This window comes from Ureibacillus suwonensis, from assembly GCF_042655065.1.
Taxonomy (GTDB): domain Bacteria; phylum Bacillota; class Bacilli; order Bacillales_A; family Planococcaceae; genus Ureibacillus; species Ureibacillus suwonensis.
Genome location: NZ_JBHSNQ010000163.1, coordinates 1 through 14099 on the forward strand (window position 1 = coordinate 1; position 14099 = coordinate 14099).

The following is a 14099-nucleotide window of genomic DNA, read 5'->3' on the forward strand; positions in this document are numbered from 1 at the left end:
CCGCTCGCTTCCTTCAGATTCCGCGTCACCACGGACACCCTTGCGTTAAGCTAACTGTTACTTCTGCCTTCACAGTTCGGGACTTACACCCTATAGATTACACCCATGCCAGGCGCACTAAAAAAACAGCGGGAAAAACCCGCTGTTTTTTAGATTCCGAATCCCGGACAAATAAAAAAGGCTTCCAAGATTGGAAGGAAGCCTTAATATTTTAGGTTCGATTATTATAATTTAACTACGTTAGCAGCTTGTGGTCCGCGGTTACCTTCAACCACTTCGAATTCCACTTTTTGACCTTCTTCAAGAGTTTTGAACCCTTCACCTTGGATAGCTGAGAAGTGTACGAATACGTCGTTTTCACCTTCAACTTCGATGAATCCAAAACCTTTTTCTGAGTTAAACCATTTTACTGTACCTTGTTTCATTGAAAAAACCTCCAAAAAGATAAAAATATTTTTGCAATATGGAATTATTTTATTACATTGATAATAAAAAAATTCACATATTACGAAGAGTACCGTAAAAACCACCGATCACTCTTTGTAATATGTGAATCATCTGTTTCCGGCCTTGCAATTTAATTGTATATTCATTTTATAACACCATATTACAAAAGTCAAACGATTTTTTTATTTTTTATCGTTTATTTTGGATCGGGTAATGAACTATATGATATTTCTATTATATATGATTACCCAACTTCCTGCACAATTAAACCATGAAAAATTTGTAAATTCTCATCACAAGCTTCGCAATAGTTTTTTTCATCCTCCGACCAGAAGGCGAAATACTTCCCTTCCCTGCTTTCCTCATGGTCATATTTTTTTCTGAATGTTTCCAGCATCTGTTGGAGCGTTTGCTCAAGCTCTTCCTTTGTTTCAAAAATCCGCTCCGAAACGATGTGCGATTCCCATCCTTCCAGCTGCCACCATGGTTCATAATCCGCTTTCATATAAATCAATTTATACATGTAAAAATACTACCCCAATCTTTAATATTAAATAAAGGCTTCCATATGTTAAAATCATATGTATTATTGACGAATCATTCAATCTGACGGGCACGCCTGCTTATACCGATCGATTGGTAAAAGAAATGGATTTTGACGAATTAAGCCATTTTTATTCCACGCCCATATACCTTATTTGACCAATAAAGATCGGCAATCATCACAAGAATGATCTAAGAAAATTGTAAACCTCCCTTCCACAATGAGCAATTTTTTTGAACTATAATTAAAAATGCTGTTGGAAGCCATCTTATATTTTTCTGAGACTGGAATGCACAATATAGGGACGAAACCGTTTTTGAATGACTAAAATTGATTGCGGGGGAATTGGATGACAAAGCGGGTGCGCATACGTACAAAAGCAAATGCGGCGGATATAAGATATCGCCTGCTCGTCCGGCAAATAACCATGGAGCTGGGATTGAAAGGATATTGCCGGATGAACGAAGACCATCAAATGGAGATTGAAGTGGAAGGGAGAGACCAGTCCGTCGAAGAATTTTTGCGCTTTTTTCATCAAGAAAGAAGCCATGATAATAAATCCGAATCCATTTCAATCGAAATTTTCGATGATTTAAAGGGTTACAAAAAAATGGATACGGATCTCGCATGAACGGACGTTTATCATTTCCAGCGGATACATAATTGAAAAATATGCTAAAAGTTGTATCATGAAATAGATTCCAAATAATAAAAGTAATAAATTTTGAAACTTTTCATCTCCAAGCTACGTAATTTATACTAAGAACGTGAGGAGGTACGCATATGCTGGGGGTTAGCAATTTTCTGGTACGGCATTTACTGAATTTTTTATTTACCATCACTGCAGTCGTTTTGTTGGATACTTTTGATTTGGTGGAAGATTTGTTTTCTTTGCTTGCCGCAATTTTAATATATATTGTCAGCAATGTCGCCATTAAAACCATTCAAAAACAGAAAAAGGCGAAAGCATTCGGTCTTACACGCTCGGAATTTAATCAGATTGAGTCGCAGATCAAACAGGCGAAAAGCCATATCAATTCATTGACACAACAATATATCCGGGTCCGTTCCATCCGATCCTTCAAGCTGATCAACGAAATGACGAAACTGTCAAGAAGAATCGTCAATATCGTTCAATCCAACCCTCAAAAATTTTACATGGTGGAAGAATTTTTCTATTCCCATCTGCCTTCAGCTGTACAATTGAGCAAAAATTACACGACACTCGTACAGCAGCAAATCAAGGATGCGGATGTGCACATCGCTTTGGAAGAGGCGCGGAAAGCGATGAAAAATTTACAGGATTCCATGCAAGATGATTTGAAAGCGGCTCTTGCCACAGATATTGAGAATTTAAAATTGGAGTTGGAATATGTAAAACTTGAGCAGGAAAAGAAACAACAGATTGAATATCGGAGTGAAGACCAATGAGTGGGAAAAAGAGCTCAGAAAAACCGTTCCACACCCTTGCTAGCAGCGGGAGCTCTTTTTCTGTTTCGGATCCCATAGTCTTTCCTTCCCTCCCTCAAGAAGAGCAGTCAAAAGCATTATATTTGGCCAGTGGATTGGATATGACCGATTATGAAGACGTTCTCCGTTTTGGCGAGGATGTCCAAAAATCGTTGAAGCATTTTACCCATCAACTTTTAACCCAAGTGCAAAGAAACGATACTTCTCCAATCCGTGAAATTTTATCATCTTTGGTTGAACAATTGGATTCCATCGATCTTGATGAATTTGCCCAGCAAGGCAAAGGCTTTTTCCGGAAACTGTTCAAGCGGCAAAAATCCGTTCAACAAATCGTCTCCCAATATAACCGGTTAAGTGTACAAATTGACCGGTTGACCGTTCATTTGAAACGGGCGCAGCAAAATTTATTGGCCGACAACGACATGCTGAATAAAGTATTTGAGAAAAACGAAGAGTATTATCAAAAAATTAATCTTTATATTGCGGCACTGGAAATGAAAAGGATGGATGCATTCAAACAACTGCAAAAAATGGAACAAGATGCGGCACAAGTGGACAACCCGTTGATGCAGCAAAAATTGCTCGATATGAAAAATGCCGTCGAATGGTTGGACCGGAGAATGTATGATTTGCAAATTTCGAGGGAAATTGCCATTCAGACGGCCCCGCAAATACGGATGATCCAGTCGACGAACGAAATGCTCATCGAAAAAATTCAATCATCCATTTTATCGACCATCCCTTTATGGCAATCCCAAATTTCCATGCTCGTCAATTTGAACCGGCAACATCGGGCCAATGAGACAAGCAAAAGCTTGATGAACACTTCCGAAAAAATGGCGGAAAAAAACGCAGAAATGATGAATATTACCAATCATGCGGATTTGGATCAATTAAAAGAAACGCAAACCCAACTGCTTGATTCCATTGAAGAAACATTGCGGATCCAAGCCGATTGGAATGAAAAACAGCAAGCCCTTGAAAAAACGGTGCATAAAATCGAAACCATTTAAAAAAGCACGAGTGAATGAGGCACTCGTGCTAAATATTTTCAAAATACTCCTTATAATATCCGCCCACTTTTCCAGTGTTATCAATGATAAAAATGAATTCTTCCGTTTCATTTTTCACTTCATATTCTTTTCCAACAGTCAACACATTGGATACTAAATATTTTTTCGCATTAGTATTTACACATTTCACTTTTCGGATGGTCGGTGCATCCTTCCACTTCAAATTTAACATAAACATACCCTCTCTTCTCTATATATATCGTTTACAATTATATCATTTATATGATCAGTATATACATGAAAATTATCAAAATACTGTCAGGAGCTTTTGACGTTCAAGGAATTTGAAGAAGTTATGCGGTTTTCCGGGATCAATATTCGGATTTCCGATGGCTTTTTGTCTCTTTATCATATCCCATCTTTCCCCATTCCCGGACATTCGCTTGATTTTCCGTTTGCATGACAAAAAAATTGATTACAAAAGTCGAAGTCTCCAAAGTAAAAAACATTGGCACGATTGAAAACATAGGTACAGTTGTCATGGTACATTTCTGTGCAATTTACATATAATAATGATAAACCATTTTGATTTGTTCTCAAATTTAATGATTAAAAGTCAAAATATTGCAAAAGACTATAGAGTAAACCGTCCCTGCCGTTTCACGAAAACGCTTACGAAAAGGTGATTGCGATGTTAAATTACTTGGATGTCGGGAAAGGTGAAGAAATAGTCTTTATTCACGGGTTAGGCAACCGGATTCAGGCCTGGGCCCCCCAATTGGAACTTACATCCCATTACCGTTTGATTATCATTGAATTGAGGGGACATGGTTACTCTCCGGAAAAGGAAAATATCCAGGTTGAATTCTTTGCCAAAGACATTATTGAAGTATTGGATTATTTGAACATCGATAAAGCGCACTTTGTCGGTCTGTCTTTGGGTGGCATTGTGGCTCTGGAAATATGTAAGCGTTTTAAAAACCGTGTAAAATCCCTCATTTTATGCAATACAACCTACTACATTCCAACCTTGTTTGGAAAATTGACCCTTGAAAAAACGAAACGATTATTGGAGAAATCATCAGTTGATCAATTAAACGAACGGCTCATCAAAAAATGTTTATATAATCCTGAAGAAAAAAATGTTTATGAATTGGCGAAAAATGCTTTTTACATTCGGGAAGATACGTATTTGCAATCCATCCAATCCGCTTTTGGAAGAAACTACTTTTATGATTTATTCACCATTAATGTACCTACGCTGATTATCGGTTCATTGGAAGATAAGGTCGTACCGATTCAAAATGCCTACCTGATGCATTACATGATCAAGTCTTCCCACTTGATTGTGTTTGAAAATACTGGGCACTTGTCAAATATCGAACGGCCGGAACTCTTTAATCTGGCCATTTCCCATCATATACAGCAATATCAAAAGAAAATGAATAAAGTGAGCTGAAAAAGGACCGTTTTCTCTTAATCAAAACGGTCCTTGTCATTATTATTTGTTTAAAGTTCGTCTTAAAAATTCTCTTGTCCGTTCATGTTTAGGATTCACAAGCACTTCCTCAGGAGGGCCTTCCTCGACGATAACCCCTTTATCCATAAATACGACACGGTCTGACACTTCTTTCGCAAACTCCATCTCGTGGGTTACAATGAGCATCGTATTTCCCGCTTCGGCAAGATCCCTCATGACTTTCAACACTTCCCCCACCATTTCCGGGTCAAGGGCGGAAGTAGGTTCATCAAACAACATCACTTCCGGATCCATGGCCAGCGCCCTTGCGATTGCCACCCTCTGCTTTTGTCCACCGGAAAGCTGGCGTGGTCTTGCATGCTTGAATTTATCCATTCCAACGACCGTCAGATATTTCATTGCATTTTTTACGGCCTCTTCCTTTGAACGTTTCAATACTTTGATTTGGCCGATCGTGCAGTTTCCTAAAACATCCAAGTTATTGAATAAATTAAATTGTTGGAACACCATCCCTAAATGGGTGCGGTATTTTCTTTTGTCCAGGCTTTCATCCAAAATATTTTGCCCGTCAAAGATGATTTCCCCGCCTGTAGGTGTTTCCAGCAAGTTAATACATCGCAATAACGTCGATTTTCCTGATCCTGAAGAGCCGATCAATGTCACAACTTCCCCTTTTTTAACTTGGAAATTCACATCTTTTAACACTTCATGATCGCCGAATTTTTTATTTAAATGCCGTATATCAATGACCACAGACATTGTTACTCACCACCCTTTTTCGGCTTGTTGCCTGTCACAAGTTCCATCCGGTACGAATCATGGCCGTCCATTTTCCTTTCAAACCATAACAAGATTCGTGTTACAGTGAAAGTCATAATGAAGTACAATACACAGGCAATCAAGAAGGCTTCCGCATAACGATATGTACTACCAGCAACGGAATTTGTAGTGAAGAACAATTCAACGACACTGATAACACTTAATACGGAAGAGTCTTTGATATTCATGACAAGCTGGTTGCCGGTAGCCGGTAATATATTGCGGGCTACTTGCGGAAGGATTATATAGAACATTGTTTGGAAATGGCCCATACCGATCGCTTCACTGGCTTCATATTGTCCCTTGTCGATGGATACGATGCCTCCACGGACATATTCGGCCATATACGCGCCGGTATTCAAACTGATTACAATCAAACCTGCAACGAACCGGTTCAATTGAATATCGATGGCGTATAGTCCGTAAAAGACCACCATGGCTTGTACCATCATCGGCGTGCCACGGAAAATTTCAACATAGCAAGTTAGTATGAAATTGATAGTTTTTAATACAAATGTTTTGAAAGATTTTTTAGGCATTGGAATCGTGTGCATGATACCGATGAAAAAACCGATGATCGCTCCGAAAATCGTACCGAGCACCGCAAGAATCAGAGCAATCCATGCGCCACGCAAAAAGAGATCCCAGTTATTCAGGAAAATATTCCAAACCGTTTCTAAGAAAGACATAAAGAAATCTCCTTATTCATAGTTTTAATTATAATAATGAAACATCCTTGATGAAACAGGAGGAAAATGGAAAAAGGTTGTCTTGTAAAGTGAAAATCTCAAGACAACCTTTCACCACACTATTGTTGTGATGGTTGATTTTTGATAGCGTCTTCCATGATTTGTTGACGTTCTTCTTCGGAAATTCCTGCTAAAATTTCGTTAATTTTATCTTTTAAATCCGAACCTTTTTTCAATCCGACCGCAATGGCAGTATCGGATTCATCCGCCTCAAAGCCGTCTTCAGGAACAATGTAAGTGAAGTTTTTGATGGCTGCTGCGGCAGACATACCTTCTGGACGTTCAGAAATGTATGCGTCAATAGCGCCGGAAGATAATTGGATGCGCATTTGACCGAAGTCGTTTGCCGGAACTTGTTTTTGAACGCCTGTCATTTGATCGATGACTTTATAGTGAGTTGTTCCTTGTTGTGCTGTGACTTTGGCACCTTTGAAATCATGGATGGATTTCGCATTGGCATACGGGCCATCTTTTTTCACAACGATTACAAAGTCGCTTGTATAATAGTTGTCCGTAAAATCGATTACTTCCATTCGTTCAGGTGTTGGTGACATACCTGCAATGACAAGGTCAATGGCACCTGATTGCAATGAAGGAATCAAACCGTCCCAATCCGTTTTTACGATTTCAAGTTCCATTCCAAGCCCTTCCGCAATGCGTTTTGCGATTTCAACGTCATAACCTGCTGCGTATTCTTTTGAATCTTTGATTGGAACCGCACCATTTGAATCATCTTTTTGTGACCAGTTGAATGGAGCATAAGCGGCTTCCATTCCCACCCGCAATACGCCTTTAGAATCGGATGAGGATTCTGAATCCTGTTGTGATCCCTCATTTTTATCATTGCCGGAACCGCATGCCGCAAGTGCTAATACCATCACCATTGCAAAAATTAGTAACATCAGGTTTTTTTTCATAAGCTTCCCCCAGTTTCTGATTAGAGTTGTAAGGCTGCAACAAACAAAAAGCGACCTAAGAAGAACTTAAGGCCGCATCAATTTGTTAGACTAATACCCCTAGTTCCACTTTGGAATAGCACACCTTACATATTAAGTATGTAAGACAGTGTTGCAGTTATTCACTGCAACCCCAGCATAGTTACTTGAGCATATAACTATACTTCGGCGATATTTCCTCATTTCCCATGTCATTGCCCGCTCAAGCTCCTTAGGAAACTAATAAATACCGCACCTCTACCCCACAAAGTGAGGCTAGATATTTAGTTGTTATAAAAAGAATAGCGTAATTTAGGACTAATTGTCAATATTCCTTGGTCATTCTATCCTATCAAATATACTCCCCAACAAAATTGATGGGGAGTATGAAAGTTTGCTTATTATGAATTTAGAAGCAAGTCTTCCGGATTTTCGATCAATTCTTTTACTGTTTTCAAGAATCCTACGGAGTCTTTACCGTCGATGATTCTGTGGTCATAAGAAAGTGCCACATACATCATTGGACGGATTTCAACTTGGCCGTTCACGGCTACTGGACGGTTCACGATTGCGTGCATGCCAAGAATTCCGGCTTGTGTACCATTGATGATCGGAGTTGACATTAATGAACCGAATACACCGCCGTTAGTAATTGTAAATGTGCCACCTTGCAAGTCGGAAAGGGCCAATTTTTTCTCGCGTGCTTTTTGGGCAAGTTCCGCAATTTCTTTTTCGATTTCAGCGAAGTTTTTGCGGTCTGCATCACGTACAACAGGCACAACTAGACCTTCTTCAGTGGATACAGCAATACCGATATCATAAATGTTGAATTTATGAATTTCGTCACCAACGATTTGAGCATTTACATAAGGGTATTTTTTCAATGCTGCAACAACAGCTTTTGTAAAGAATGACATGAATCCAAGTTTGATGCCATTTTCTTTCACGAATTGTTCTTGTTTGCGTTTGCGCAATGCCATTACGTTCGTCATGTCGATTTCGTTGAATGTTGTCAACATGGCTGTGCTTTGTTTTACTTCGAGCAAGCGTTTTGCGATTGTTTGACGACGGCGGCTCATTCTTTCCACAGTCACTCGGGAATCGTCAACTGGTGCCACTACAGGCGCTTTCGTTTGAGCTGGTTGGGCAGCAGGTTGAGCCGGTTTTGCCGCATGTGCTGCAACGTCTTGAACGCGTACACGGCCTTGTGGATCGACTGGTGAAATCGCAGCCAAATCGATTCCTTTTTCACGTGCAAGTTTACGGGCAGCTGGTGATGCCACTACCCGGCCGCTGTTTGTTTCTTCAACAACCGGTGCAGGTTGAGCCGGTTGGGCAGCTGGTGCTTGTTGTGCAGGTTGCGCTTCTTCTTTTGCAGCCTCTTTTGCAGGTTCCGCTTGAGGTGCAGGAGCAGCTCCGCCTTCAGCTGGTTCAACAACGGCGATTGTTTGGCCAACTTGTACTGTGTCGCCCTCTTGAGCCAAAATTTGTGTCAATACTCCCGCTTCTTCTGAAATGATTTCCGCATTTACTTTATCTGTTTCCAATTCAACGATGAATTCGCCTTTTTCAACGCGATCTCCAACTTTTTTCACCCATTGTGCAATGGTACCTTCTGTAATCGATTCTGCTAATTCAGGGACTTTAATTTCAGCCACTTTAGGTTCCTCCTTTAATTCTCCACACTAATCTTTTTTTCTGTATGAACGATGTGTTCGATTATAGATCTGCTAAAGCATCACTGATCACTTTTGCTTGAGCAGCTTTATGTGAATCCGCGTCTCCCTCGGAAGTAGAAGACATTTCTGGACGACCAACATAACGAACTTTTTTGCCTTCTGCAAGTTCGAGTAAATATTCCAATACAAATCTCCAAGGACCTTGGTTTTTAGGTTCTTCTTGCACCCAAACGATTTCTTTCGCATTCGGATATCGAGCGATGATTTCTTTCACTTTATCCATTGGGAATGGGTACAATTGTTCAATGCGAATGATATGAAGTTTATCCAAGCCTTTGCCGTCTTTTACAGCTTCAGCCAAGTCGATTGTCACTTTGCCGGAAGCTAAAATGATGCGTTCCACTTTTTTCGCATTTTGTCCAAGTCCTGGTTGTTCAATCACTTCTTCAAATTTGCCTTCGGATAATTGTTCCAAAGTCGCTGCCGCCAATGGATGACGAAGCAATGATTTAGGTGTTGCAACCACTAATGGGCGCACCGCTTCTGTGCCAAGCATTTTCGCTTGTCTGCGCAATAAGTGGAAGTAGTTTCCTGCATTTGAGCAGTTCGCAACGATCCAGTTGTTTTCAGCGCATAGTTGTAAGTAGCGTTCAATACGAGCTGAGGAGTGTTCCGGACCTTGTCCTTCCATACCATTTGGAAGCAATAGAACAAGTCCTGATTTTAATCCCCATTTTGAACGGGCAGCGGAAATGAAGTTATCGAACATCACTTGGGCCATATTTGCGAAGTCCCCGAATTGTCCTTCCCAAATTGTCAATGCTTTTTCATTTTCAAGATTGTAGCCGTATTCGTAACCGACAATCGCCGCTTCTGTCAATGGAGAGTTGTATACGCTGAAAGATGCTTTGGCGCCTGAAATATGATTTAATGGCGTCCATTCAGAACCATTATTTTTGTCATGAAGCACTAGATGGCGTTGTGAGAACGTACCGCGTTGCGCATCTTGCCCTGAAATGCGGATTGGATTTCCTTCGCGCAAGATGGATGCGAATGCCAATGTTTCTGCATGACCCCAGTCAATTTTGCCAGTTTCCAATGCTTCTGTGCGTCTTTTTAGGATTCTTGCCAATTTGTTTTGTGGCTCGAAGTTTTCCGGCCATGCCAACAATTCTTCATTGATTTGTTTCAATTCATCCGCTGAAACGCCTGTTTCCACTTCTGGATATGGCTGTTTCACGGCTTCAGGCATTTCGATTTCGAATGGTCCTTTTTCTTCGCCGACTTTTTTCACATAGTCGTAGCATTTTTGCATTTCACTATAAACATCTTTGTCCAGTTGTTCAACATATTCTTTCGTCACAACACCCTCATTGGCGATGCGTTCACCATACAACGCACGGACAGTTGGATGTTTATCAACAATGATATATGTGAGCGGGTTTGTCACAGTCGGATCATCTGTTTCGTTATGTCCGTATCTGCGGTAACCGATCAAGTCGATTAAAATATCTTTTCCGAATGTTTGGCGGTATTCAAAAGCGAATTTTGCCACTTGGATAACCGCTTCAGGTTCATCCGCATTCACATGGATAACCGGAATGCCATATCCTTTTGCCAAGTCGGAAGAATAATGTGTTGAACGGGAATCGTAATATTCTGTCGTAAATCCGATCATGTTGTTTGAAATGATATGGATGGATCCGCCAGTTGTGAATCCTTTCGTTCTTGCCATGTTGAATGTTTCTTGAACGATTCCTTCACCGCTGAATGCAGCGTCTCCGTGAACCATCACCGCCAATGCTTTGGAAGTGTCCTGCACCGGTTCACCCGCATTGGATGTTTCTTCTTGGGCCGCTCTTGTAGAACCTGCGACAACAGGGCTTACCACTTCCAAGTGTGAAGGGTTGTATGCAAGTTTTACAGTTAAACCTGATGGCTTATGATAAGTTGCACCCATATGATATTTTACGTCGCCGGTCCAACCTTTGGAAATTTCGATTGAACCGTCTTCCGGGAAGAAGTAATCATTCGGTACATGGGCAAAATCCGCAAACATCATTTCATACGGTTTTTTCACGATGTGAGTCAACACATTCAAACGGCCACGGTGAGCCATACCGATTTGTACGGATTTCATTTGATTAGTTTCTGCGGATTTAACAATTTCATCAATCAACACTACAAGTGTATCCAAACCTTCGATGGAGAATCGTTTTTGTCCAACGAATGTTTTATGAAGGAATTTTTCAAAGTTTTCAACGCGTGTCAGTTGTTCCAACACCGCTTTTTTCTCTTCGGCTGTCAATTTCGCTTTGAAGAATCCTGATTCAACTTTTGATTGAATCCAGTTTCGTTCAGATTCATCTTCAATATGGCTATATTCGAAACCGATTTTATCCGTATATAATGAACGTAAATATTCAATGGCTTGTTTACCATTGGAAACGTTTGCAGGAACATTATTAAAGAATAGAGAAGCAGGCAGTTCAGCCAGATCCGCATCTGTCAAACCATAAGTTGCAGGCTCGATTTTCGCGGAATCCAATGGGCGATCTTTTAATGGATAAACATCTGCCGCATAGTGGCCAAAGGCGCGTATCGCATCAGCAAGGCGAATCGCTGCCAATACTTTTTTCACATCTCCTGTTTGAGCCGCTTGAGCACCACTTGAAGCTTCTTCTAATACTGGAGCACCGAATTGTTGGAATAATTCAACTAAATCCGCATCCACTTCCTCAGGGTTTTGCAAAAATAGTTCATATTGTTCCATCAAATACCCCAAGTTCGGACCAGAAAATGCTGACCAAGGAGTTCCAGCAGTAAAAACATTATTTGACATGAGAAAAACCTCCAAATTTTGCTAAATAGCAATCCGTTTTAATTTTCGAATTCTTCTATTAATATTCATTTATATAATTTGTTGAGAAGAACCTTTTTTCCATTTCAATCTTACTACTCTTCACAAAAAATACAACTATTTTTCACAAAATTAAATGAAAAATTTTCTGTGTTAAGAAAATTTTTTCCTCTACATATTTTGGCAGTCCATCAGGATATGATACATCCATTTTGTTCCATCATTTTCCGTTGATTGTTGATTCCAATCCACCTCCGCAGCAATATTTTTTGAGGTTCCAAACAAAATTGCACCTATTTCAAAATGCCAAGTTTGTTTTCTTTTATCATCATATAAATATTATCTGCAAAAAAATAAATTTGAAAATGGGGAATTTTATGTTTTTCCATGTGCATTTTCAAATCATATGTAAAAAATCTTGGGAGATGGATTTACAAATTTTACACCCATTTGGCGCCCTAACTAATTGTAACATTTGAAAATACAACTTCAAGCAATTTATCTTCAATAATTAAGTAAAATTAACACCCTCTTTTTTCCCCGCTTTCCATGGGTACACTCTCTGCCATCCGGAAAAGGTAACCCCTTTTTTCTTCACGAATTTTGCAAAGGAAACATCCGATCTGCACTTTTCATCCAATGTCAGGTTGGAGGCGGTTTCCTGGACAGAATCACTTGCCTTTCGAATTTTCAACAAATTTTCATCATTATTTCCATAATTGTTTACAATATTTTTTAAATCAACCTTAAAAAAGGTTTAAACTTATATAAAAGTGGTTATTTAATAACTATACACATGACACCCCTAAACACTTTTTTCATAAAGTGTATCATCCTATATTTTTAAAGTTTTGGTGCCACAATTAAATTTCCTTGAATTGTGGCGCATTTTTTTTTTTGAAAAAGCATTGTCCTTCGGCTTTTGATGATGAAGAAAAAATAATTTCATTTTGGTTAGTAACATTTTTTAAAAATTGCATATTTTATTTTTGTGCAACATCCATTGAATTCGTAAAATGTACCCAGTTTTGGCTCTTTTCGATGTTGGTAGTATATATGTAAATCATTCTAAAATTGACAAAATCCTTCCTAATTCTTTCCGCTTATTATTCAACTGTATCATATTGGGGTTTTTGTTGTGCTGTCTTCTGATTTTTAATAAAATTGTTTTATTACATTCACAAACTTTCCACAGAAAATACCGTATTTTTTTAAACAAATTCTTGTAGAATCGATTATATTTATTATAAGATATATTGGTCAAACAACGAAATTATTTTCAGAAAACGTTGGATGCGCCTTTTTAATTTTACGAGTTATTCGGTTGCAGATATGTTCTGTGTTAATTGGAATTTTTCTGAAGATATCCTAAAAAAAGGAGGCGTTTTAATGCTAAAACCTCGTGACTTATTTGAAACTAATGAATTGTACCAATTGATGATCCACCCAACGGTATTCCCTTATGTACGCCACAAAGCGGCAAGCCCGGAGGAATATTTGTTTATCACAAAGCAAATAATCGAAGAAGAGGCGTTGGGAAAAACCATTTCAAGAACGATTCTTGATGAATGGGGTCAACCGATCGGAACAATCAGTCTATACGATATACAAGACGGTGCTGGATTTCTGGGGACTTGGATTGGAGTTCCATTCCAAGGAAAAGGATATAATCAATTAGCGAAAAAAGAGTTTTTGAACGAGATTTTTTTCAAATATAATTTTCACACAGTTTTTCTAAGAATCCGAAAAGAAAACGAAAAATCGAAACGTGCCTCCTTAAAGTTGCAATATGTTATCAACGCGAATGAATTGCATCCGACTTTATATGAGGAAATCAATGCCGGTGAAGCGAAATACGATTTATATAAAATCCCTCGGGATCTATTTTACTTGGTGACCGCCAATGAACAGGAAAATGAAGAAGAACAAGTTATTTAATAAAAAGTAAAAACACCAAATCAAAAAATGATTTGGTGTTTCAGCTTGTAGACAAAGTCCCAAACTAGTGGCCAAATCTACAGGCTTTTTTTGTATAATAGGGATAGAATTCTTGGTTAACGGGGGAAATTTAGGATGTTATCGAAGCGTACTGACAATAATCGA

14 protein-coding genes and 1 riboswitch are annotated in these 14099 nt (G+C 39.2%); of the genes, 5 read left to right on the forward strand and 9 right to left on the reverse strand.

The window, feature by feature from the left end:
- Positions 1 to 224: 224 nt before the first annotated feature.
- Complete coding sequence (locus tag ACFPOH_RS12265; RefSeq protein WP_342469366.1) at positions 225 to 425, reverse strand: cold-shock protein; 201 nt, start codon at positions 423 to 425, stop codon at positions 225 to 227.
- 266 nt (positions 426 to 691) lie between these two features.
- Positions 692 to 970 (reverse strand): DUF1033 family protein, encoded by a 279-nt coding sequence (locus ACFPOH_RS12270; RefSeq protein WP_342469365.1) that lies wholly within the window; start codon positions 968 to 970, stop codon positions 692 to 694.
- A gap of 370 nt (positions 971 to 1340) precedes the next feature.
- Between ACFPOH_RS12270 and ACFPOH_RS12275 the strand changes: the two genes are divergently transcribed.
- The 3 genes from ACFPOH_RS12275 (at position 1341) to ACFPOH_RS12285 (ending at position 3474) form a co-directional block, all read left to right on the forward strand.
- A complete protein-coding gene (locus ACFPOH_RS12275; protein ID WP_390309898.1) occupies positions 1341 to 1622 on the forward strand; it encodes an acylphosphatase in 282 nt (93 codons plus the stop codon).
- 152 nt (positions 1623 to 1774) lie between these two features.
- Positions 1775 to 2422, forward strand: a complete 648-nt coding sequence (locus ACFPOH_RS12280; RefSeq protein WP_342469363.1) for a 5-bromo-4-chloroindolyl phosphate hydrolysis family protein — start codon at positions 1775 to 1777, stop codon at positions 2420 to 2422.
- Complete coding sequence (locus ACFPOH_RS12285; protein WP_342469362.1) at positions 2419 to 3474, forward strand: toxic anion resistance protein; 1056 nt, start codon at positions 2419 to 2421, stop codon at positions 3472 to 3474. Before ACFPOH_RS12280 ends, ACFPOH_RS12285 begins: the two co-directional genes overlap by 4 nt.
- Before the next feature lie 28 nt (positions 3475 to 3502).
- Here ACFPOH_RS12285 and ACFPOH_RS12290 read toward each other — a convergent pair whose 3' ends face one another.
- Positions 3503 to 3706 (reverse strand): DUF6501 family protein, encoded by a 204-nt coding sequence (locus ACFPOH_RS12290; protein WP_342469361.1) that lies wholly within the window; start codon positions 3704 to 3706, stop codon positions 3503 to 3505.
- Between the two features lie 459 nt (positions 3707 to 4165).
- Here ACFPOH_RS12290 and ACFPOH_RS12295 point away from each other — a divergent pair, with 459 nt between their 5' ends.
- Complete coding sequence (locus ACFPOH_RS12295; RefSeq protein ID WP_342469360.1) at positions 4166 to 4933, forward strand: alpha/beta fold hydrolase; 768 nt, start codon at positions 4166 to 4168, stop codon at positions 4931 to 4933.
- 42 nt (positions 4934 to 4975) lie between these two features.
- Here ACFPOH_RS12295 and ACFPOH_RS12300 read toward each other — a convergent pair whose 3' ends face one another.
- The 6 genes from ACFPOH_RS12300 to ACFPOH_RS12325 all read right to left on the reverse strand — a co-directional run bounded on the left by ACFPOH_RS12300 (position 4976) and on the right by ACFPOH_RS12325 (position 12690).
- Positions 4976 to 5713, reverse strand: coding sequence for an amino acid ABC transporter ATP-binding protein (locus tag ACFPOH_RS12300; RefSeq protein WP_342469359.1), 738 nt, complete (start codon positions 5711 to 5713; stop codon positions 4976 to 4978).
- Between the two features lie 2 nt (positions 5714 to 5715).
- Positions 5716 to 6462 (reverse strand): amino acid ABC transporter permease, encoded by a 747-nt coding sequence (locus tag ACFPOH_RS12305; RefSeq protein WP_342469358.1) that lies wholly within the window; start codon positions 6460 to 6462, stop codon positions 5716 to 5718.
- Between the two features lie 119 nt (positions 6463 to 6581).
- Positions 6582 to 7439: a transporter substrate-binding domain-containing protein gene (locus tag ACFPOH_RS12310; RefSeq protein WP_342469357.1), complete on the reverse strand. Its 858-nt coding sequence runs from the start codon at positions 7437 to 7439 to the stop codon at positions 6582 to 6584.
- 108 nt (positions 7440 to 7547) lie between these two features.
- Positions 7548 to 7726, reverse strand: a riboswitch (Lysine riboswitch).
- 132 nt (positions 7727 to 7858) lie between these two features.
- Complete coding sequence (gene odhB / locus ACFPOH_RS12315; RefSeq protein ID WP_342469356.1) at positions 7859 to 9115, reverse strand: 2-oxoglutarate dehydrogenase complex dihydrolipoyllysine-residue succinyltransferase; 1257 nt, start codon at positions 9113 to 9115, stop codon at positions 7859 to 7861.
- Positions 9116 to 9176: 61 nt separating this feature from the next.
- Positions 9177 to 11978: a 2-oxoglutarate dehydrogenase E1 component gene (locus ACFPOH_RS12320; RefSeq protein ID WP_342469355.1), complete on the reverse strand. Its 2802-nt coding sequence runs from the start codon at positions 11976 to 11978 to the stop codon at positions 9177 to 9179.
- A gap of 529 nt (positions 11979 to 12507) precedes the next feature.
- Complete coding sequence (locus ACFPOH_RS12325) at positions 12508 to 12690, reverse strand: hypothetical protein (RefSeq protein WP_390309903.1); 183 nt, start codon at positions 12688 to 12690, stop codon at positions 12508 to 12510.
- Positions 12691 to 13385: 695 nt separating this feature from the next.
- Here ACFPOH_RS12325 and ACFPOH_RS12330 point away from each other — a divergent pair.
- Positions 13386 to 13934: a GNAT family N-acetyltransferase gene (locus tag ACFPOH_RS12330; protein ID WP_342469354.1), complete on the forward strand. Its 549-nt coding sequence runs from the start codon at positions 13386 to 13388 to the stop codon at positions 13932 to 13934.
- The last annotated feature ends 165 nt before the right edge of the window (positions 13935 to 14099 follow it).